We start from the raw sequence: 22,480 nt of genomic DNA on the forward strand, positions 1-22,480 counted from the left end.
CCTTAAGTTGATGGATGTGTGGTGGTACCCCTATCGTATAGAGCAACCTAAATAAAAGGAGCCTATATCGAAAGTTACTTAGTAATTTTCGATATAGGCTTTTAATTATAATACTTAATTGTAGTTATACATCTTTAACCTCATAGCTCCTTTTTTGTTGTTAACTAAGTGTGTAATGCACTGCTAAATTGTACACTTAGTTATTATTTGTATCTTCAAATCAAAACCATTACATAATTTGTAGAATCTTTTTACGCTTTTGGAAGTTGAATTGTAAACGTGGTACCTTCTCCTTTTATACTATGTACAGTAATAGTGCCTTCATGAAGATCAACAATTTTTTTCACAATCGAAAGACCTAACCCACTTCCTTCTATTGTTCTATTTCGCGCTTCATCAGCTTTGTAGAACCGCTCAAAAATCTTTTCTATCTCCTCTTCACTCATACCTAGTCCTGTGTCAGAGATAGTAAAATGCAATTCCGTTTCTTTCTCTTCCCCGTAAAACGAAATGGTCCCACCACTTTCTGTGAATTTAATGCTATTCGTCAATAAATTTGTCCACACTTGATGGAGCAAATTTTCATCTCCATACACTTGTATACTTGGAACATCCAATTCAATCGCGACATCTTTTTCACGCCATTGCCACTCTAACATAAAAATAACATCTCTTATTTGCTTTCCGGCATCAAACATTTTCTTATCCAAAACTTGTTCTTCTTTATCTAGGGATGCAAGCGTTAATAATTGTTTACACAAACTAGACATACGTCTACTTTCAGATTCAATAATTTTCAAATAACGCTTACGTTCTGATTCACTCATATCATTTGTTTGTAACGTCTTTGAAAACCCTTGAATTGACGCAAGAGGTGATTGAAATTCATGCGAAACGTTTGAAACAAACTCTTGCCGCATCCGCTCTAAATCCTTTAAGCTTTTTGCCATTTTACGAAAGCTGACAGCCAGTGTTCCAATTTCATCTTTTCGATATTCCGGCAGGGCTATTTCATACTCTCCATTTGCAATTTTCTTAGTTGCACTCGTAAAAAGTTGAATAGGACGTACAATAAACCGTGCTGCAATTGCAATACAAATAATACTTATCACGACAGTTAAACATATTAATGCAGCAAAGAAAATGCGCATTTCTCCAAATTGCTGTTGAATATCAGGACGAATAAAGAGCGCATAGTTTGTCCCATCATGTTGAATCGGAATCCCAATACTATTTATCAGCTCATTATCAAAAAAACCCGTTATAAATAACCGTGCAGGGTAAGTTGAAATACCATTGTATGTGTGCCCTTTTAATACACTATCTATTGTTTCTTCACTCACATTAATTTTTCGAAATGCATTCCCATATCGCTTTCCTTGTTTATGATCATCTACAACATAAATTTCAAAACCAAGTTTAGAAATAGACTGTAAATACTCCTCTCGACTATGTTCATCCGACTTTTCATATAAATGCTTAACTTCTTGAGCGTATTTTAAAATCTTTTCACTGTTATATGGTTTCAAATAAATATGATAATACACATTCGATAATAAAAAACCAACTATACTACTAACTAACATAATAACAATAGAAATTATAACAAATCGTGAATACAATGATCGCATTTTATTTCAACTCCAATTTATATCCAAGACCACGCACCGTCTTAATTTGAAAATCATCTGTCCGTTTAGAAAAACGATCACGCAATCGCTTAATATGTACATCCACGGTACGTTCATCTCCCGCAAAATCAACTCCCCATACAAGTTCAATCAATTCTTCCCGAGAAAAAATTCGTCCCGGATAACTCGCAAGCTGTGATAGTAACTCAAATTCTTTTAGCGGTAATAAAATAGTTTGTTCTTGACAACGTACTTCATAGCTTTTCCGATCGATTGTCGTTCCATGTAATTGAATAATATCTGCATTTAACATTTGATAACGACGTAACAATGCTTTCATTCGAAATAATACTTCCGCCGGTTCAAACGGTTTTACAATATAATCATCCGTTCCAACAGAAAAGCCCTTTTCCTTATCTATTAACTGATCTTTTGCCGTTAACATAATAACTGGTATATCATAATATTTTCTAATTTCTTCACAAAGTGTATAACCATCCATATGCGGCATCATAATGTCAACAATCGCCAAATGAATTGTTTCTTTCTCTAATATAGACTGTGCTACTTTTCCATCTTCAGCTTCCCACACTGTATAACCTTCTTTTTGAAGGTGATAACGTAGAAGTTCTCTTATATGTAAATCATCATCAGCTAATAAAATATGTATCATATATCTCGAGTCCTTTCCTTCAGTTAGTACGACTTTACATTATAAGATTGATACAAAATATGCAAGAAAAAAAGAGAAAGCAATCTGCCCCCTCTTCTACTCTAACGAATGAATAAATAAACCGCTGCGAAGCTTCGGTTCAAACCACGTTGATTTCGGCGGCATAACTTCTCCTGCATCCGCAATATTCAATAAATCTTCCATTGTTGTTGGATACATGGAGAAAGCAACGGCCCATCCTTCCTCATCAACCATTCTTTCTAACTCTTTCAGCCCTCGTATTCCTCCTACAAAATCAATTCTGTCATTTGTACGAGGGTCATCAATATGTAAAATTGTATGTAACAACTGTTCCTGTAAAATTGATACGTCTAATCTTTTTACAACATCCTCTGCATCAAACATATTTGCTTTTGCAGTCAGCTTATACCATACTTTATTCAAATACATCCCAAATGTATGACGCTCTGCTGGTTTATATGGTACTACATTTGCTTTTTCTACATAAAAAGCTTGAGATATTTCTTGTAAGAATTGTTCTTCTGATAACCCGTTTAAATCCTTTACAATGCGATTATAATCCCAAATCGATAATTCATCTTTCGGGAAAAGTACAGATAAAAAGTAATTAAATTCTTCTTCACCTGTATAACTAGAATATGCTTCGCGGCGCATCATTCCAACTTTCACAGCAGACGCTGAGCGATGATGACCATCAGCAATATATAAAGAAGGTATTTCCTCAAACTGCTCTATTAATGTAGCAATAACTCTTTCTTCATGAATAACCCATGCTTTATGCCTAATTGCATCATCTGCCGTAAATTCATAAACTGGGCTATGCGCTGCTTTCCAATTCGCAATGACATTTGCAATTTCACTTTTCCCGCGATATGTTATAAAGATTGGTCCTGTGTGAGCATTACATACGTCAACATGACGAATACGATCTTTTTCTTTTTCAGGTCTTGTCTTCTCATGTTTCTTAATGGTGTCGTTTATATATTCATCAATTGATGTACAAACAACAAGTCCAGTTTGAGAACGACCATTCATTGTAAGTTCATAAATATAAAAACATGCTTTCTCTTCTTGTATAAGTACGCCTGTTTCAACCATATGTTGTAAATTTTCCTTTGCTTTCTCATACACGGCGTCATCATAAGGTGAAATAGATGAACTTAAGTCAATTTCAGCCTTATCAATGTGCAAAAATGAATAAGGATTATCTTTTGCAATTTCTCTTGCTTCACTACTATTGAGTACATCATACGGAAGAGCAGCCACTTCTTTTGCGCGCTCTTGTACAGGGTGAATTGCCCGAAATGGTTTAATTGTTGCCAATGAAATCTCTCCTTTATCTCGCATTAACAGGTAGTGAGCCCGATTGGTTCAACTACCCATCAGTGGGGATGCCCCACTGATGGAAGTTTCACTTTATACAATCATCCGTACTGCTATGACACCTGCAATGTTTCTAATCGTTGCAATAACATCTTCTTTAATAAACTCATCTATCCCATTATCAATATCAATCATTGTATATGCAAAAGAACCTTTACTACGGTTGATCATATCTGCAATATTAATATGATGCTCTGCCAAACACGCTGTAATTTGGCCCACCATGTTCGGAATATTTTGATGCGCAACTGTAATTCGTTTCTTTCCGATGTAAGGCAGTTCTACATTTGGATAATTAACCGAATTGCGAATATTACCAGTTTCTAAAAAATCTCGCAGCTGCCGGGATGCCATAACCGCACAATTTTCTTCTGACTCATTTGTAGATGCTCCGAGATGCGGCGTTGCAATAACATTTTTCATTTGTAGCACACGTTCATTAGGAAAATCTGTTATATAATGCTTCACAATATCCGCCTCAAGTGCTTGCCCTAACGCCGTTTCATCAACAAGCTCTCCACGAGAGAAGTTTAAAATACGAACTCCCTTTTTCATTACTTGAAATGCATGTTCATTTATTATGCCTTGCGTTTGTTCAACTAACGGAACGTGCAAAGTAATATAGTCACATGTTGCAAAAATTTCCTCTAAACTAAATGCTCGCTGCACTTGTCTAGATAACCGCCAAGCTGTTTCAACAGAAACATATGGATCATAACCAACAACATCCATCCCTAATGATAAAGCATCATTTGCAACAAGAGCTCCAATTGCCCCTAGTCCAATAATGCCAAGTCGCTTTCCTGCAATCTCTGAGCCAACATATTGCTTTTTCCCCTTCTCGACAAGCTGCGGTACCTCTTCCCCTTGCAAGTCTTTTGTCCACACAATCCCATCTACAAGATTACGAGATGACATAATTAAACTTGCAAGTATAAGTTCTTTTACCGCATTCGCATTAGCCCCTGGTGTATTAAAAACAACAATGCCTTTCTCTGTACAGCGCTCAACTGGTATGTTATTTACACCTGCACCCGCTCTAGCGATGGCTTTTAACTGCTCAGAAAACTCCTCATGATGCAATGAATAGCTTCGCAATAAAATACCATCAGGCTGCTCAATTGTTTCTCCTACTCTATATGTATCTGTTGAAAAAGTAGAAATCCCTTTTTCAGCAATTTGATTCAACGTTTGAATATGAAACATTTCTTCATCCCCTTATTTGTGTTTCTTTTCAAATATATGCATAAAATCCACAAGCGCTTGTACGCCCTCTATTGGCATTGCGTTATAAATACTAGCACGCATACCGCCAACAGAACGATGCCCTTTTAATGTTTCAAAACCAAGCTTTTTTGCTTCTTGTATAAACAATGCATCCCGTTCATTTGAAGATGTTGTAAATGGAATATTCATTAAAGATCGATACGTAGCATTTACTGGTGAAGTGAATAAACTTGACTCATCTAAAAAGTTGTATAAAATTGCTGCTTTTTCGTGATTTCTTTTCTCTATTGCCTGCACGCCGCCTTGCGCTTTCAGCCATTGTAAAACTAACTTTGTTACATAAATGCTAAAGGATGGTGGAGTATTATAAAGTGAATTATGTTTACTGTAAGTTTCATAGTTTAACATCGTCGGACAAGCAGAATTTGCAGAGCCAATTAAATCTTTACGAACAATAACAACTGTTAATCCTGCAGGCCCTAAATTTTTCTGTGCTCCGGCATAAATAAGGCCGAATTTTGTTATATCATACTCTTCGGATAAAATATTTGAAGACATATCAGCAACAAGTGGGATTTCTCCTGTTTCAGGAATATTGACATAACGTGTACCTTCAATTGTATTGTTCGTTGTAATATGCACATAATCTATTTCTCGTGAAAAAAGTGTGCTATTTATCTCTGGAATGGATTTAAATTGATCATTTTCTGAAGATGCAACAACCGAAACAGTTCCGATTTTTTCCGCTTCTTGAATCGCCTTTTTTGACCAAGAACCTGTATGTACATATGCCGCTTGCTTATTTCGGTGCATTAAATTTAGTGGAATCATGGAGAATTGTAAAGATGCGCCTCCTTGTATAAAAAGCACTTCATAATTTTCAGGGATATTCATTAATTCACAAAGTAGATCTTTCGTTTCGTCTATAATGTCCTGAAATGCTGTATATCTATGGCTCATTTCCATTATAGACATACCTGTTTCATGATAGTTCAATAGTTCTTTTTGTACCTGCTCTAAAACGGGTATTGGAAGTATAGATGGTCCAGCTGAAAAATTGTATACTCGATGCATCTCATTCTCCTCTTTCTTTTATATTTATAAATTTTTAAACTTTCTGAATTATAACGCATATAAAATACTCGGTCAAACTGTTTTGCTTATTTTATTCTAAGACGTATTGGAACCGTTCGCACAAGTAATTTTTCATAAAGTGAAACTTCCATCAGCAGAGAGTTTTCCTCATCCTCCACCGATAAAAAATCCATCCAATTGGACTCTCACAGCTGTTATCTCTCACTTATCTCCTTTTTCTTCAGATGGGAGCCTTACTCCCCGTTAATGCGAGATAACGCAAAATTCTCCACTAACACTCAGTTGAATCCATCAAACCACACGATCCCTCCATCTTCTATCCTTCTAAACATTGAAGCAATCGAATGAAAATACAAAAAGTGTTAAGCACGTCTGCTTAACACTTTAAATAATAGTTGTATAATTGCTAATTACTTGCAAAAAAACGGTCGTAAATTTGGTACAGAGCAGAAAGACCAAAAAGCCAATAAACGGTGTCAACAAGTGCTGATACAGAACCAAAAAGTTTTTCTACGAGATTAAAATCTAGCGCAACAAATAACCAATTCAAACCGCCAATAATCACCAGAATTGCTGTAAGGTAAGACAAAAATTTCATTATGATTGCCCCCTCGGTGAAAAATGGTGAAAGGCCTTTCGCTATATTATATGTGGTATATTCTTAAATTTGCACATTTTTTCTAAAAACATTTTTAAATATTAAAACAGAAATAGAAAGTTCTTCGCAAGACCTCTTTATTTTACCTTTCCTTCAAATACTATTTTTCGTCCACACGGCTCTACAACAGTTTTCCCCTCTCTTTTCACCTCATGAAAAATAGGCTCTTCCATTCGACGGGAAGGTGTATATCCTTCTTTTTCCATTCTCTCTAAACACTGTGCAATTGTTTCATCTGGTAATACTTCAAATTTTTTCTTTTTTAATTGTTTTGTCATTGTTTTACCTACTTTCTACTTTCCTTACCATTGATTGACTTCTCATATATGTCATATAAATAATCGATATAACTGCCATGACGATCATAACAGCAAGAAAAAAGCTTGTATACTGTATTTTCTCTATAAACAGTCCACCTAATACAGGACCCGTAATGCTTCCGACACTAAAAGCAATTCCGCACAAAATGTTTCCTGCTGGTAGTAAGTGCCTTGGTAATAAATCTGTCATATAACCGAGCCCCAGTGAAAAACATGATCCAATGACCATACCCCCAATTAACATAAACGCAAATACAAACCCATAATACTCATCAAATACAGCTGCTAATAGAAAAATCAATGTACTAATGCTAAACGACCATGTTAGAATACGCTCCCTTCCAAATCGATCGCTAAGCATACCAAGTGGAATTTGCGTAACAATTCCACCAATAGCAAACGCTGGTAATAAAAATGAAATTTGTTCAACTGACCAACCTTTCCGCATTGCATATACAGGCAAATTACTATTAAGCATCGCTTCCAATGCACCATAAGCTAATGGTGCAAGCAGTGCAATCCAGCCAATCATCAACACTTGTTTATAGCGCTGCAAAGAAGATTCACTTTCTTGATTCACTTCACCTTGATCCGGGAATGTATTTTGCGTCGGAATCAATAATAACCAGCCTATTAAACAAAGAACTGTCGATACAATAAACGGAGTTGTAATACCATATTGTACTGTACTTGCTAGGTATGGTCCGATTGCAAAACCGATACCGAAAAATGCTCCGTAAATGGAAACCTGTTTTCCTACTTTATGCGGACTTGCAGTCGTTGTAATCCATGTTTGCGTCCCAACATGAAGCATATGATCTCCTACTCCAACTAAAAAACGAAGAACAAACCACACCCAAAAAGAAAATGTTTGTGTAAATAAAAATAGTGCTCCAACAACAATAAAGCCCCCAATTACAATAAGAGGCTTCATCCCAAACTTTTGCATCGGTTTCTCAAGCCAAGGTGAAATAACAAGAATGCCAATATATAATGCCGTAGCATGAATACCATTAAAACTTGAGCTAATCCCTTCCTTCTCAAAAATCATTGCAATTGCCGGCAACAACATACCTTGTGAAAGTCCAGATATTGCAACAATTCCAATCATAACCCAAAATGTATACCTTCTCCCCATTTTATTACGCTCCCTCTTTGAACTCACATCCTTTATTATAGCTGTTTTATCCATAAATCGCATACTCTCAATTTTCACAAAAATTAAGCTAGAAGTCCAAACTTCTAGCTCTCAGCCGTTCCATATTTGAGCTTTCACATATTTCTGCATATGATTTGAAAATGATTTCAAATTTTGGGTATACACAGCGGGTTGCTGCACAACTACACCTTGTACTGGATTCGAATAGATTACATAATACTTCGTTCCATATACTGGAGGGAATGTTTGAAAATATAATTTCTGAATATGCATATTAGTTCCATTTAACAAAGGCTGCATATGCACAGCTCCATAACGAATAGATGGGTAAACAGATGCTCTTGGAACATTTGGCGATATAAATACAACTGGTTCAATATAAAAAACATCCATAATACTTCTCCTTTTAGAAACCGTAACTCTACATTATATGTTATTTATTCATAAAAGGAAGTGGATAGGAACCATTTACTACCTTTCCAAAAACGTAATCGTTTCATTTATAAATACCCCTAGACAATCAATAAAAGGAGAATGTCCACAATCTTTTAGCACGACTAATTTTGCATTTGGCAGATGCTTTGCTAGCTCTTCACCAACCGCTTTTGGAACAACATAATCACGATCACCTTGGAGAACTAATGTTGGTACTTGAATGCGATTAATATTCCCATTCCCAGCTACAACTCCATTATGTTCATCTGATATATTGAATGTTACAAGCGCATAATTTACATCAACAAAATTACGCTGCGTTAACATATCATCAAGATATTTTTCATACCGCTCTGGATCAGGTTGATGCTTAGTGTAGATAAGCAAATTCCATATAGTGCGATAATATTGCTTATTCATTTGTTTTAAAGCTTCCACAACAGGTACAATTTGAACAGGATCTTGCGAAATTTCTTCTTTTGTTTTCAATAAGTTTGAAACAATTGGCTGACCGTTTATATCCTTCTTAAAAATCGGATATCCTTTCATCCCTACAGATTCAACTAGTATGAGTTTTTTCGCATCCATCGGATAAGAAGCAGCAAACTGCATTGCAACTCCTCCACCCATTGACCATCCTACCAATGAAAAATCTTTCAATTGCAATTCATCCACAAACAGCTTTACATCTTGCGCAAAATCGTTTAATGAATCTATAGGCTGATGGTAAGTTGAAAAGCCAAAACCACGTAAATCAAGAGCAAAAATATGATAAGAATCTTGTAACTGTTCTATAACTAAATCCCAATGCTGTGAAGATGTCATATTCCCGTGAATAAGCACTAATACTTCTGTTCCACTTCCCACTTCTTGATAGGCAATTGTTTCGCCATTTGATAATACTACTGACTTCATAATTGTAGGTTTAATCATCCTCTTTCCCCCTCAAAATTATCAATAACACATAATTTAAAAGACAGAAAATTCTCAACTTTATAATACCATACGGAATATACGTTCTCAATCTAAAAATTAACGTACTTTTAACATAAGCGTGGCGCACAGACTACTAGACAATTCAGAAAAAAAGGGATATAGTTAGCTAGGCAACTAATTAGGAAGGAAGAAATATATGGACGAAAAACAACATTTTTTTCACGTCGTCAGTCAAACTTCTCGGAAATTTTCCAAAAAGTTTAATGAACGTGTTTCTCCAACTGGTTTATACAGTGCACAGTGGGCTGTAATCTTCAGATTGCATCAGACTGGACCTTGCACACAAACTGAACTATGCCAATATTTAAACGTTGAATCACCAACAATGACTCGCACTTTAACACGCATGGAATCGATGGGCTGGATCACTAGAAAAGAAGGAACGGATCGACGCGAGAAGCTCATTTCTTTATCAGAAACAGCACTAGCAATGATTCCAATGTGGCAGGAAGAGGTAGACTCATTTGAGGAAAAAGCACTGCAAGATATTAACGATGAAGAACTTCGTCGTGCTTTTCACGTACTACAAAAAGTAATTCGTAATCTAGATTAGAAATTGGAGGGATGACTATGAAAAGTCAAAGACTTTGGGCGAAAGACTTCATCGGAACATGTTTGAGTAGTCTATTTCTCTTTTTAACATTTTATATGCTCATGACAACCTTACCCATATATGTCATCGACGGACTAAAAGGAAAACCTGGAGAAATGGGTCTTGTTGCAACAGTGTTTCTAATTTCTTCTGTACTATGCCGACCATTTACAGGTAAATGGCTCGATGATTTAGGAAGAAAGAAAATTTTATTTATCTCTCTTTCACTCTTTTTAGCTGCAACAGTAATGTATTTCGGTGCTCAAAGTTTATTTTTATTACTAGCTTTGCGCTTCTTACATGGTATCGGATTTGGGATGGCAACGACAGCTACTGGTACAATCGTAACAGATGTAGCCCCGGCCCATCGACGCGGTGAAGCACTTGGTTATTATGGAGTATTTATGAGTTTACCAATGGTTATTGGTCCTTTTTTAGGATTAACTATCATTTCTAAATTTTCGTTTACAGTTTTATTCATTGTTTGTTCTATATTTTCTATGCTTGCTTTTCTATGCGGACTACTAGTAAATATTCCTGACGAAAAAACAACTGTAAAGAAAGAAAAGAAACATATGCAATGGAAAGATTTAATCGAGCCTTCAACAATTCCAATTGCTATCACAGGCTGCGTACTTTCCTTTTCCTATAGCGGTATCCTTTCATTTATCCCGATTTATGCAAAGGAACTTGGCATGGCTGATATTGCAAGTTATTTCTTTGTCGTATATGCAATTGTAGTTGTTATTTCTCGTCCTTTTTCAGGTAAAATATTTGATCGATTCGGAGAAAATGTTCTCATTTATCCCTCTATTATGATATTTATGATTGGAATGTTCACTTTAAGTCAAGCGCAAACGCCATTTTGGTTACTTGCTGCCGGTGTACTTATCGGTATAGGATACGGAACCTTAATTCCGAGCTTCCAAACAATTGCAGTTAGTGTCGCTCCGCACCATCGACGCGGATCTGCAACAGCTACTTATTTCTCATTTTTTGATACAGGTATGGGTATCGGATCTTTCGTACTAGGTATTATCGCAGCACATTCAAGTTATCATAATATGTATTTTATCTCTTCTATTATCGTTGCATTTACATTACTTATTTATTATGTTCTTCACGGGCGAAAACAAAAGTTCAAAAAGCAAACAACACAAGGGAAATTATCTGCTTAATGTTATAAGAGAGAGTAAACTTCTATGTTTACTCTCTTTTTTTTGCTTATTAAGAAACTTATACATTATAATGAAAGCATAAGGAGGCTTGTTATGAGATTCAAAAAATCCCCTCTAATTTTAATCGTTTTGATTTTTTTATTTACATTAACCTGTATAGGCTTTACGTTATTCAAACAAAATAAAAGTTTTTCCTCAAAACAAATAGTAACAAAAAAAAACTGGTTAAAGGATCCGTATCTTCGTTGGTCGTATACACATATGCGCGAATTTGCTTCCACAAAAGTTGTCGCTAAAAATCCAAATTATGTATCTTCTCTCCCAACTAACTCGCAAAATTTGGATAATTTACATATTACAGATGAAAATAATAATAATACGACAGTTCTTCAATTATTAGAAAAATACAAAACAGATGCTTTTATTGTCCTGCACGATGGTAACGTTGTATATGAACGGTATTTTGATGGATATAAAGAAAATGAACCACACGGTATGGCTTCGTTATCAAAAGTATTTACAGGATTTCTCATTAGCGAACTCATTGAAGAAGGAAAGTTACAACCCGATATAACTGCAGAAACTTACGTAAAAGAATTACAAGGAACACCATTTGGAAAGGCAACAATTCAGCAACTACTAGATATGCAGGTTTCAGTAGAATACCCAACTCACGGCTTTAAACAAGCTGGATTAGATAATCAAGATGCACAATTATATTTAGCGAGCAACCTTCTTCCTCGCGGCAAAAACTATGATGGACCGTTAAAAATTTATGACATGTTACTAGAAGCACACGAAACTGCTGCTCCTGGAGAGAATTTTTCATATGATAACGGTTCCTCCGAAACACTTGGATGGGTGATTCGTACTGTGACAGGAAAATCCCTAGCAGACATGGTAAGTGAACGTTTTTGGTCACAAATTGGAGCAGAAGAGGATGCTTATTATGTTGTTGATGAAACAGGGGTGGAACAAGCCAGCGCAGGATTAAATGCGACTGCTCGAGATATGGCAAGGTTCGGAAAAATGGTTTCAGACAATGGAATATATGATGGAAAACAAATTATTTCTTCTACTATCATTGATGAAATTAAGAATATTAAAAAATATGAACTTCCGGTTGGTGATGGTGAAGCATTTTCTTATCATAATCAATGGTGGATTCCCCATAATGAACATGGTGGATTCGAAGTACATGGAAGTTATGGACAACGCCTATTTATTTATCCACCTGCGCATATGGTTATCGTTCATTTCTCATCAAATGCGAATCATAACGGAGAAATACAATCTGCATATGGAGATATGTATTTACAAATCGCTAAGTATTTACAGCAAGAACACTAAAATTAGACTTAAATCCTCAAAGTTTTTGTTACGAAAAGAGCTGTCTTACGGCAGCTCTTTCTCTATGATCGTAATTATATTTTTCCATTGTTCTTCTGAAAAACATAAAGGTTCTAACTGAAATACCATCGAACACAACTCTTCTATATAATGGACATTTTCCTGTAAAAATTCCCATCGGAGCAACTTAGGTATATATAAATCTGCAACCTGTTTATTTTGTTCTACTAAAATGTCTACTTCTCTCTCACAAATACCCCTTATAAGATATTCTTCTCGCACTTCTTGTTTAACTTTAGAAAATTGCTTGCTATTCTCTTTTATCCTAGATAAACAAGAAAGATAAGAATAAAACAAATCATCTTCTCTTTTAAATACATTCATAATTTTATAAATCTGTTCCTTATTTTTCATAATTTTGCCGCCTTCTCATATATCTTTTGCAGCCATTTCTCTCTTTTTTCTTGTTTACTATTTTTCACAGATTGAAATACAGAACGCTTTATGTTACGTATCCCACAAAAGTATAATATTCCTTTCTTCATTACAATCCATTCAGCTGATCGATATAAAAGAGCTACATACCATAAAGGAGAATCTAATGAATAAATCACCCATGCTTGTTTTCCTGTGAGCAATCCTTTAGGCATTATCCCTTCATATTTATAAGCAAAACCTGAAACAAATACTCGGTCAATAAATCCCTTTAATATCGCCGGCATACTCCACCACCAAACTGGATAAATAAAAATGAAGTAATCTGCCTCTGCAACTAATTCCCTATATTTTCTTGTTTCTTCCTCATGCACTAAATCTCTTCTCTTTTTTGTCTCGTTAAAGGTTAGAACAGGATTAAATTGTTCCTTATACAAATCAAGAACGGTTACAGAGTGATTTGTTTTTTGTAACCCTTGTTCCACATGTTTCAAAATAGCAGCGTTGAAACTTGACGGATTTGGATGCGCGTATACAATCAATATGTTCATTGTAAACAATACCTTTCCTTTAATTACCTTTTGACTTTTCGTGGGCCCACATGCTATTCTAATACATGTCAAAGGGCAAGTCCCTTCGACAAAAACAACGACACCTATTCGGCGATGGTGTCTTTTTATTTGTTAGCCGAGAATGCCCATCTTTCGGGGCACATTTAATTTTTGAACACTACACACTCAGCACCATTTCCTTATAAAAAGACTGCATAGTACAGTCTTTTTATCTACATACCTCAAAAGTAAGTGAATTTTCAAATAAATTATAACATAAAAAAAGAGAGATCAACTCCCTCTTTTCTCTTTTACTATGTAGTAAATCCCCTTATCATCTATATATTTGTGTGGCTCTGCTAAAGTAATTTTCCCATCCAGTTTTAATTCATCAAGTAACCGTAATAAATAAAATTGCTGAAGCATCTTTTTCGCAAATTTCCCTTTATGTTCAGAAGCAATATACTCTTGAATATCCAATAACGTAATCGGCTCTTCTTGTTCTTCCATATATTCGTAAATTGCACTTCGCAATGTAATATATTTCTCGATTGTCACAGCTATGTCCACTCCTTTCTTCTCGTTGTCCATCTTTCATTATCGGTTTTTTTGCAATAAAAAAACCTCTTCGATAAGAAGAAGCGGAACATATCTCTTCCTTCTTATCTTTCAGAACAAAACTGTTCTGCTGGAATTAGCACCTGCATTGCGGTTGCTGGGTTTCATCGGGCCAGTCCCTCCACCTCTCTGGATAAGAAAATATTCACTTTAACCCTCACTATAATGAATATAACCAAAAAAGTCAATTCTTATAAGAATTATCAGGATTTATTTTTTGAAAACTATTATATTTTGTTTCGTTTTGCTCATACTACAAATGTATAGACCAAAGGAGGTGCAATCATGCAAAAAAATGCACGTGGTCATGTTCAAGATTCTTGCCAAGCTTTACATGAAGCAAAAAACTGTTTACAAAGCGCCTTGCAAACAGTCGAGAAATCAGATAATCGTCAACGTATTGAACAATCTTTACAAGCTGTCCAACATGCGCTGCAACAGTGCGATAGTACGGCAGATATTTTATCTCAGGAATAAAAAATTCCCAACAATAAAAAGTAAGCACGTATGAATCATGCTTACTTTTTATTCATTAACTTAATATCAACCCTTTAATTGAAATAATATTGTAGTAGCAATGAAAAAATAAACTGAATTGACGATTTCCCACACACCAACTTTTAAAACAGTTACTTTTTTACCATACAACACAATAGCGCGAATGCAACTTGGAATAAACGCAATGACAAACCAAGGAGACACAATGAACATACCGACTACAAGTGATAAATGGTATCCCCATGAAATCCAACGATATGTTGGATTTTTCTTTTCTCGAATCATCGTTTTCACATAGAACGTACTTCCCAAAAAGTATAAAAATGAAACAAGTGCGATTAGCCATGCTGTTTCATCAATTGTTTTCATTGTGAAATAATAACTGATCATTCCACCAATACAAAAAACGATAATAGCACTAACATCATTCAGTAATGCTCGCTCATTCTTTTGACACGCAAAAAAAATGTTTACAAAAAATAATGGAAGCATATATATTGCAAAAAAAAGAATACGCCATTCGTATGTAAGTGGAACTATACCAAACAAAATAGCAAGACTAAAATAAATGAGCGTCCAGTGTAAATAGCGCTTTTGTCGCTTTTGTTTCATATACATCAAAAAGGGATATGTTGCTAGATAGACAAATAGCCATGCTAAAAAAAGTGGTATGTGCTGCCATGTCGCTTTGCCATTTAAAGCACTAAGCAAAAACGGGATAAGAAGCATCGCCCATGCACCGTGCTGTTTTGGAATCACTGGCTTTATCATATAGACACCTCATCTTCGAAAATCATTCTCAACGTTTATTATATATAATCAATCCTGCTGTTTCTGAGGGAATTTTGTCTATAATCAAACATTTTGTGGGTTAAACATCCTAAAGAAAGGATCAACCCTATTGAACTCGCCAATTGATTCATTGAAAAGTAATTTTATAACACCGTAGCTCCATATTTTTAAATTCTACACCATTAGAATTTTGTTTTTAAACGTTTCGATTAGCAACTTCTTTTTCCCACTCACTTAAGTATGGTACATATCCAAGGTCATTTGGTTCATCTGATAATAAAGAAATAAACTCCAGCTTATTTCCATCATAATCGAGAAAGTAAACACTCGCTGCCGGCATCCAGCTTTGGACAATGGGTTCTTGATTCCCTTTTCCTTGGCTTCCAATCACTTCTATCCCTCTCTCTTCCAGCCATATTTTGGACTGTTTTAAGAAATTCAATTCTACCTCGAAAGCGAAATGATTGAGCTGAATAGAAGCATCTGTTGGCACTTCCCATAATCCCAGCATTTGTCGTCTATCTTCTCCTATCCAAAAAAAGGCCACTTTCCTTTCAGGTGATTTTCTCGCTAGCTTTAATCCAAGTTTATTTTGGTAAAAATCAACTGCTCTCTCTAAATCCCTTACATGTAAATGTGTTTCATATATACTCTTTATCATGTTTTACATCCCTTCTTCGTACTAATGCAATAAATTTCAACTGCTGGCAATGGGGGTTTTCCCCACACGTTAATTAGTTGCAGCGATTATGCCAAGCCAACAGTTATCACGCATCTCCCACCTTGTTTTTACTCAATTTTCCGATAGGGAATTTATATACAGAAGGGGGAAATCTGAAATATCACTCTCTTTATCACTACCAGTATATAGATATATCATTATTGCAACATCCATCTGTTGTATCATCTTTCTATCTATGAGTGTAGTACCATAGTATGAGAAACAAAGTATGAATTGGATTCTAATTCATAAATAGTTAATTAAAAATGCACTTACTTATACATAAAAAAGACACCCCTTACATCATGTAAGAAGTGTCTCAAAAGGCGAACGAATATGTAAGTCGCGATCCTACTGTATATATTTATGTCTTATAAGAAAAACTTATTCCCTATTTACTTGAGAAAATGCGGGTTACATTTCATCATTCTAATATACCGTACTTCTTCTTAAAGCGTGTCAATATTTTAATCCAAGATGTGCTAAACACCAAAAGAAAAAATACATTGGAAAGTGCATGTGCAAGATCAAAATAAAAGCTTGTAATGTATGCCTTTATAAAAGTATCCCATGTTAGTTCTTTCAAAAAACCAATAAGAAACCATAAATTCATAATCCAGTTAAAAGCAAATCCTGCTATAAATCCAAAGAGAACTCTTCCCCATAATGTTTTCATCATCCACGTATGACGCAGCAGTCCAGCTGAAAAACCCATCATACCCCAGCAAAACATTTGCCACGGGGTCCAAGGTCCTTGTCCTAGGAATATATTAGAAACTAACGCAGCTGTTGCACCGATAAGAAAACCCGTCTCACTACCAAATACAATTGCAGATACAATAATAACAAACGAAGTTGGTTGTACACTCGGAATAATAGAAAATGGAACGCGGCTAATCGCAGCAATTGCCGCTAGGACAGCTACAAGTACAATTTCACGCGAAACAAAAGCTTTTTTCTCGAAACGCACATAAAATGGCAACATAATCACAATTAAAAAGAAAAGACTGCACCATATATAATATTGATCCGTCACAAAAGACGTAAATAAAAGTGTAATAATCAACACTAAAAAAACGACTACAACTATACCAACATATCTTTTGGACACGCCTCAAACACATCCTCCCATGTTAAAGCATACGGCAGTTGTTTACGAATAAAACGATTAACAGACGTTGTATAAAAAAAGTTTTCACTAAAAAAGCGTGCCGGTGTGTCTTCCATAATAATTTTCCCATCAAATAACATGATACAGTTATCCACATATTTTGCTGCAAACTCAATATCATGCGTCGCCATAACAATCGTCGTTCCTTCTCTTTGTAATTGCTGAAACAACTCGCCAAGCTCTTCTTTCTTTCCTGGATCTAGTCCCTTTGTTGGTTCATCTAATAATAATAGATTCGGTTTTGATAGCAACACTGTACAAAGCGCAATTAATTGCTGTTCTCCGCCGCTACAATCATGCGGATGCCGCTTACGAATATGCAAGATTGAAAACTTCCGAAGCATTTCTTCTACTTTTTCATTCGCTTCTCTTTTATATAATTCTTGCGCACGGCTAAAAAGCTCGTCCCAAACAGTATCATGTGTAAAATGATAGTGAGGGTGCTGCGATACATAACCGATTTTTTTAAAGCGCTCTGTTACTTCTGTTTTATGGATTAACTTACCTTCCCAGGTCACTTTTCCTCTACGACATTTTTGCAGCCCTGCTAAAAGCATTAATAAAGTTGATTTTCCGGTACCATTTTTTCCAACAAGTGCTGTCCATTGCCCCTGTTTAACCGCCAACATCAAATCCTGTAAAATAAACGATCCATGCTTTTCATATTGAAATGAAACGTGTTTTGCTTGTAATAATACATGTACCTTTTCTGTATGCTGCGATGATATATCATATTGAATTTCATTTAAAATAGGTCGAATTTGTTTCTGTGCATCACGCACTGTAAATGGAACTTGTTCAGCCTTCCATTCTAAAAACAAACGTGGAATTTGCGGGATATATGGGCGAAACTCTTCTACTTTCCACATTTCTAGAATTACTTCACTTGGATTTCCATCATAAACAATTGTACCTTCATCCATAAAAACGATTCGGTCTGCCAGAGGAACCACTTCGTCTAAACGATGTTCACTCATAATGATTGTAATTCCTAATTCTTCATGAATTCGTTTCAATAGTCCTAAAAAATCTTTTGCTGCAATTGGATCTAGCTGTGCTGTCGGTTCATCTAATAGCAACAATTTAGGCTGTAAAACAAGTACAGCAGCTAAATTTACAAGCTGCTTTTGTCCTCCAGATAACGTATGTACAGATTGATGCAACATATCTTGAAACCCTAAAAAACTGATTAATTCAGCAATTCTTTTTTGAATGACCGTTGTTTCATAGCCAACATTCTCAAGCGAAAATGCAAGTTCTTGAATAACAGTATCCATCACAAGCTGATTCTCTGGGTTTTGAAATACCATGCCGATTTCTTGAGCCGATAATAAGTCTGGTATTGTATGTAAAGATTCCCCATCATAATACATGCTGCCTTCTCTCATTCCAATTGGGAGAAGTTCTTTTTTGAAATGTTTTAATAACGTCGTCTTGCCGCAACCAGAACGTCCTGCTAACACGATAAATTCTCCATGGGAAACCGATAAAGATACATTACATAAAGCGGCAGACTCCTCGTCTGAATATGTAAATGAAAGCTGTTTTATTTCTGCATGCGCCACCATAACCACTCCCTTCCTTCTACTAAAATTGGTAGACTTATATACATAAGAAATGGAATAAACAAAAACAGATCATTTTGTTGCAAAAGGAGTGATTCTACTTTTGGATAAATCGTTAAAACACCATATCCTATACTTACTCCGAAAAGGCAATATACAAATAAAATTACTAACAAAGTAAGGACAAGCCAATCTCTATGTTCCATACGGTATCGAATATATGTACTTCGTTTTGTCACTCCAAATCCTCGTGCCTGCATAGAATCGGCGGTTTGAAGGGCTTCTTCTAATGAACAAACTAATAATACTTGCAAAAGCTTCATGCCGTTCTGTGCCCTTTCTTTCAGAGAACCCGCATCCACTTGAACTCCTTTTGTCTTTTGCACAAGTGTAATATTGGTGAGACGTCTCATAAATAAAGGTACGAAGCGAACTGTAATCATTGTAAGCAATGCTACTTTCGGAGAAATACGGGAAAATAAATATAAAAACTTATGACTCGATATCATTTCATTATAAGAAGTAAACGTAAACATAATACCAACCAACGATAACGCCATTGTGCATCCATATGTTACAGCTTCTAATGTAATTGGATTATAACCAATATAAAATAAAATCGTACTGCCTCGATGTGTTAATAACGGATTAGCTATCGTAATAATAAAAGCGAATAAAAGTATACTAGGCAACATTTTTCTCAATTTTTCTCCATTACCTTGTATAATATTTAATATAAGAATCATACAAATTGCACCAATTAAAAAAACAGGGTGAAGACATACCATACATAGTATAATCACCCCTACATAATACAGAAAATTAACGAGCGGATGCATAGAAGAAAACGCTAGTTTCATTGACCTTTACCGATCTTCTTTCCTATAATCTAGCGTATAAAACCATTCAATTTTATCTCCTTGCTTCACTTTATACCTGCCAGCACCCATTTTAACATCAACACCATTTACACTATATTTCCAGCCACTTCCGCTACCTTTATCTTTCTCATATAAATTATTAATCCCTTGAACATATACACCATTTCCTGAACCAGTATATTCCATTTGAATTCCCTTTTGCTTCATTGTACGAGCTAATACTTTAAAAACAGTATCTCCCTCTTGAAGTTCTACTTCCGTTCCCCCTAAGATCGTACTTTGATCATCACGTACGGATATCGTAACCGTCTTTACCTCTTGTTGTGGTTGTGATTCCGTTTTTGGCTCTGGAGCAGGTTGTACCGGTGAAGGAGTCCCTTCAGAATGACCCTGTGCAGACTGTTGGTTTTCAGCTGTTTGTTGTACATTTTCCTGCTTCGGCGTTTCTTTCGGCTCATTTACAACTTTAGATTTTTCTTGAGACTGTGCTTTTTGCTCTTGATTTTGTGATTGTTCTGCATTTTGTTTTTGCGCTGGATTCTGTTCGGTAGATTTTGAATCTGCAGCTTTTTCTTCTTGAGATTTCTCTTCTTGTTTCTGTTCTTCTGAAGATTTCTTTTCTTCTGAAGATTGCTGTTCCTGTTTCTTTTCATCTTTTTGCTCTGTTTGTTTTGCGTCTGTCTTTTTATCTGTCTTTACCTCATTTTGACTACACCCAGTGATTAAACTAAATGAGAAAACAAACAACACAAGCCATTTCAGCATTTTCATAATTTCTCACACCTTTCGCAATAAAATTAGGAGCAAATATTTGCTCCTAATTTTGTCAAGCCGCTTTTCTTCTCCATAATACATATGCAGCGCCAATGCACAGTACGCCAAATGCAGCTGGCATAGCAGTATTTAATCGAGACATACCTGTTTCTGGTAAACTATGTTTTTCTACTTTCGCTTCCTTTTGTTCAGCTTGATCCTCTGCAGCTACAATTGACTGTTTATCCGCTTGTTTTTGAGGTTCCTCTGTTACAGATTGCTCATCACTAGTTGGTTGTTTCGGCTCTTCCGTTGAGTTATCCTCTTCATGGATTGGTGTTGAAGCGTTTGTCCAATCGAAAATAGACCCTTTACCATTTAAATAGTTCTTATACTGAACAAGCGCTAACATCGCTTGCTCAGTTGCCATACTATCTTCCTCAGTATCGTTTGCCAACCATTTAAATCCACCATTCTCTAATTGATAAGATAGTAAATTTTGAACCGCATTATAATTATTTTTTGTATATGTAGTACTTGTTGGATCTATACCAGCTGCTGCAAGTCCAAGAACAACTTCTGCTACACTGTTGGCATTTTCTACACCGCCGGATGTAAATCCACCTTTATCTGTCTGTATACTCGCTAAATATTGCTTCGCTTTATCTAATGCTTGCTTTACTTCCGCTTGATCTTGATATGGTGCTAATGCTGAGAAAACCATTCCAGTTACATCTGCATCACTTGGTTCCTCTAATTTCCCCATATACGCCCATCCGCCATCTGTATGCTGTGATTTTAAAATTGCATTTACTAATGTATCGCGGTTCCATTTCGCATCAGCTGGCACGTCATATTTTTTTGTATCTAATGCAAGTAAACTAAAAGTATATCCTGTAATAGAATCTATTTTCTCAAAGTTATATAATTTTGAAATTAAGTTATTACTAGCAATATTTGTTGGGTCACCTTCTACCGCTGAAACTGCTAAAATTGTACGTGCTAACTCAGTGGAAGAGAATTTATTTTCCTTCTCTTTAATACGCTCTTCTAATGATTGTAAATAGTTTGATTTTATCTCTTTAGAAACTTCTTGACCTGATTGAGTTAGACCAATTACAACCCAGTCACTATCTATACCATCTTTCATCATCTTTTGTGCAGTTTTTACAATTGCTTCATCAACTTTCTTCGTTACATCACCTTTTATAGGTTCTTGCGGTTTTGGTGCATCAGGTTTGTCTGTACCTGGGTTGTCTGTATCAGGCTGTTTCTTACATGTACCAAGTTCATCTAACACTTGCTGCAAAGTTTGTTGACTCATATTGTTCCAGTCTAAAACAAAACGATAAGCCACAACATCTCCATCTTCTAGCTTATAGCTATCTGCACCAACCATCGGTGATTTGTTATTCACTTCATAAGACCAGCCGCTCGTTTCACCAGACATTAATCCATCAATGCCTTTCACGTATACACCATACTTCGTGTTTTCTGCGGTTACTTTACTCCCCATTTCTTTTTGCAGTAAACTATAGGCCGTTTCTCCCTCTTGAATTGCAACTTCTTTTGGACATAGCATAATCCCTTTTTGTGAATCTCCAACAATTGCTAACGTTGCTGTTTTGCCTTCAGCAAAGGCAATGTGTACGGTATTTGCAAAAGACAAGAAAACTAATGCAATCGTCATGAATGACATGAATAACCATTTTTTCATGTTTGCCATACTATTTATTCCTCCCCTTTCCTAAAAATCGCATAAAAAAATACCCTCAAA

General features: G+C 35.6%; 24 protein-coding genes and 1 riboswitch. Of the genes, 4 read left to right on the forward strand and 20 right to left on the reverse strand.

What is annotated here, in order from left to right; all coding sequences use genetic code 11:
- Positions 1-251: 251 nt before the first annotated feature.
- From CN326_RS20230 to phaZ, 10 genes are all read right to left on the reverse strand, one after another.
- Positions 252-1,631 carry a sensor histidine kinase gene (locus tag CN326_RS20230; protein WP_098310773.1) on the reverse strand — a complete coding sequence of 460 codons (1,380 nt, stop codon included), beginning with the start codon at positions 1,629-1,631 and terminating at the stop codon, positions 252-254.
- Position 1,632: 1 nt separating this feature from the next.
- Positions 1,633-2,304, reverse strand: coding sequence for a response regulator transcription factor (locus CN326_RS20235; protein WP_098310774.1), 672 nt, complete (start codon positions 2,302-2,304; stop codon positions 1,633-1,635).
- 96 nt (positions 2,305-2,400) lie between these two features.
- Positions 2,401-3,648: a DUF1015 domain-containing protein gene (locus CN326_RS20240; RefSeq protein ID WP_098310775.1), complete on the reverse strand. Its 1,248-nt coding sequence runs from the start codon at positions 3,646-3,648 to the stop codon at positions 2,401-2,403.
- Positions 3,649-3,741: 93 nt separating this feature from the next.
- Positions 3,742-4,914: a phosphoglycerate dehydrogenase gene (locus tag CN326_RS20245; RefSeq protein ID WP_098310776.1), complete on the reverse strand. Its 1,173-nt coding sequence runs from the start codon at positions 4,912-4,914 to the stop codon at positions 3,742-3,744.
- A gap of 12 nt (positions 4,915-4,926) precedes the next feature.
- Positions 4,927-6,009, reverse strand: a complete 1,083-nt coding sequence (gene serC / locus CN326_RS20250; RefSeq protein ID WP_098310777.1) for a 3-phosphoserine/phosphohydroxythreonine transaminase — start codon at positions 6,007-6,009, stop codon at positions 4,927-4,929.
- 427 nt (positions 6,010-6,436) lie between these two features.
- On the reverse strand, positions 6,437-6,628 hold the full coding sequence (locus tag CN326_RS20255; protein ID WP_098310778.1) for a DUF378 domain-containing protein: 192 nt from the start codon (positions 6,626-6,628) through the stop codon (positions 6,437-6,439).
- A 137-nt stretch (positions 6,629-6,765) separates the two neighbouring features.
- Positions 6,766-6,966 (reverse strand): NETI motif-containing protein, encoded by a 201-nt coding sequence (locus CN326_RS20260; RefSeq protein ID WP_098310779.1) that lies wholly within the window; start codon positions 6,964-6,966, stop codon positions 6,766-6,768.
- Between the two features lie 4 nt (positions 6,967-6,970).
- A complete protein-coding gene (locus tag CN326_RS20265) occupies positions 6,971-8,146 on the reverse strand; it encodes an MFS transporter (protein ID WP_098310780.1) in 1,176 nt (391 codons plus the stop codon).
- Positions 8,147-8,257: 111 nt separating this feature from the next.
- A complete protein-coding gene (locus tag CN326_RS20270; protein ID WP_098310781.1) occupies positions 8,258-8,560 on the reverse strand; it encodes a hypothetical protein in 303 nt (100 codons plus the stop codon).
- Positions 8,561-8,638: 78 nt separating this feature from the next.
- A complete protein-coding gene (gene phaZ, locus CN326_RS20275) occupies positions 8,639-9,535 on the reverse strand; it encodes an intracellular short-chain-length polyhydroxyalkanoate depolymerase (RefSeq protein WP_098310782.1) in 897 nt (298 codons plus the stop codon).
- A gap of 199 nt (positions 9,536-9,734) precedes the next feature.
- Between phaZ and CN326_RS20280 the strand changes: the two genes are divergently transcribed.
- From CN326_RS20280 to CN326_RS20290, 3 genes are all read left to right on the forward strand, one after another.
- Positions 9,735-10,151, forward strand: coding sequence for a MarR family winged helix-turn-helix transcriptional regulator (locus CN326_RS20280; protein WP_098310783.1), 417 nt, complete (start codon positions 9,735-9,737; stop codon positions 10,149-10,151).
- Positions 10,152-10,168: 17 nt separating this feature from the next.
- The gene (locus tag CN326_RS20285) at positions 10,169-11,368 is read left to right on the forward strand and encodes an MFS transporter (RefSeq protein WP_098310784.1); all 1,200 of its coding nucleotides are present in this window, start codon (positions 10,169-10,171) and stop codon (positions 11,366-11,368) included.
- Between the two features lie 93 nt (positions 11,369-11,461).
- The gene (locus CN326_RS20290; protein WP_098310785.1) at positions 11,462-12,718 is read left to right on the forward strand and encodes a serine hydrolase domain-containing protein; all 1,257 of its coding nucleotides are present in this window, start codon (positions 11,462-11,464) and stop codon (positions 12,716-12,718) included.
- A gap of 45 nt (positions 12,719-12,763) precedes the next feature.
- Here the strand turns inward: CN326_RS20290 and CN326_RS20295 are convergent, their stop codons facing one another.
- From CN326_RS20295 to CN326_RS20305, 3 genes are all read right to left on the reverse strand, one after another.
- The gene (locus CN326_RS20295) at positions 12,764-13,132 is read right to left on the reverse strand and encodes a group-specific protein (protein ID WP_098310786.1); all 369 of its coding nucleotides are present in this window, start codon (positions 13,130-13,132) and stop codon (positions 12,764-12,766) included.
- Positions 13,129-13,704 carry an NAD(P)H-dependent oxidoreductase gene (locus CN326_RS20300; RefSeq protein ID WP_098310814.1) on the reverse strand — a complete coding sequence of 192 codons (576 nt, stop codon included), beginning with the start codon at positions 13,702-13,704 and terminating at the stop codon, positions 13,129-13,131. The genes CN326_RS20295 and CN326_RS20300 overlap by 4 nt, the downstream gene beginning before the upstream one ends.
- A 291-nt stretch (positions 13,705-13,995) precedes the next feature.
- Positions 13,996-14,295 (reverse strand): hypothetical protein, encoded by a 300-nt coding sequence (locus CN326_RS20305; RefSeq protein WP_176524715.1) that lies wholly within the window; start codon positions 14,293-14,295, stop codon positions 13,996-13,998.
- Positions 14,296-14,363: 68 nt separating this feature from the next.
- Positions 14,364-14,462: riboswitch (SAM riboswitch) on the reverse strand.
- A 145-nt stretch (positions 14,463-14,607) separates the two neighbouring features.
- On the opposite strand from CN326_RS20305, the gene CN326_RS20310 reads away from it, so the two are divergent.
- Positions 14,608-14,799: a hypothetical protein gene (locus CN326_RS20310; protein WP_098310788.1), complete on the forward strand. Its 192-nt coding sequence runs from the start codon at positions 14,608-14,610 to the stop codon at positions 14,797-14,799.
- A gap of 66 nt (positions 14,800-14,865) precedes the next feature.
- Here the strand turns inward: CN326_RS20310 and CN326_RS20315 are convergent, their stop codons facing one another.
- The 7 genes from CN326_RS20315 to CN326_RS20345 all read right to left on the reverse strand — a co-directional run bounded on the left by CN326_RS20315 (position 14,866) and on the right by CN326_RS20345 (position 22,429).
- Positions 14,866-15,588: a YwiC-like family protein gene (locus tag CN326_RS20315; protein WP_098310815.1), complete on the reverse strand. Its 723-nt coding sequence runs from the start codon at positions 15,586-15,588 to the stop codon at positions 14,866-14,868.
- A 220-nt stretch (positions 15,589-15,808) separates the two neighbouring features.
- Entirely contained in the window at positions 15,809-16,273 is a 465-nt protein-coding gene (locus CN326_RS20320; RefSeq protein ID WP_098310789.1) for a VOC family protein, read from the reverse strand.
- A gap of 484 nt (positions 16,274-16,757) precedes the next feature.
- Positions 16,758-17,444 (reverse strand): ECF transporter S component, encoded by a 687-nt coding sequence (locus tag CN326_RS20325; RefSeq protein WP_098310790.1) that lies wholly within the window; start codon positions 17,442-17,444, stop codon positions 16,758-16,760.
- On the reverse strand, positions 17,420-19,072 hold the full coding sequence (locus CN326_RS20330; protein ID WP_098310791.1) for an ABC transporter ATP-binding protein: 1,653 nt from the start codon (positions 19,070-19,072) through the stop codon (positions 17,420-17,422). Before CN326_RS20330 ends, CN326_RS20325 begins: the two co-directional genes overlap by 25 nt.
- Positions 19,051-19,929: an energy-coupling factor transporter transmembrane component T gene (locus tag CN326_RS20335; RefSeq protein ID WP_098310792.1), complete on the reverse strand. Its 879-nt coding sequence runs from the start codon at positions 19,927-19,929 to the stop codon at positions 19,051-19,053. Before CN326_RS20335 ends, CN326_RS20330 begins: the two co-directional genes overlap by 22 nt.
- A gap of 6 nt (positions 19,930-19,935) precedes the next feature.
- A complete protein-coding gene (locus tag CN326_RS20340) occupies positions 19,936-20,721 on the reverse strand; it encodes a DUF4430 domain-containing protein (RefSeq protein WP_098310793.1) in 786 nt (261 codons plus the stop codon).
- A 55-nt stretch (positions 20,722-20,776) separates the two neighbouring features.
- Positions 20,777-22,429, reverse strand: coding sequence for a DUF4430 domain-containing protein (locus CN326_RS20345; RefSeq protein WP_098310794.1), 1,653 nt, complete (start codon positions 22,427-22,429; stop codon positions 20,777-20,779).
- Positions 22,430-22,480 lie beyond the last annotated feature (51 nt).

The organism is Bacillus sp. AFS018417, from assembly GCF_002560985.1.
In the GTDB taxonomy this organism is placed as follows: Bacteria; Bacillota; Bacilli; order Bacillales; family Bacillaceae_G; genus Bacillus_A; species Bacillus_A rhizoplanae.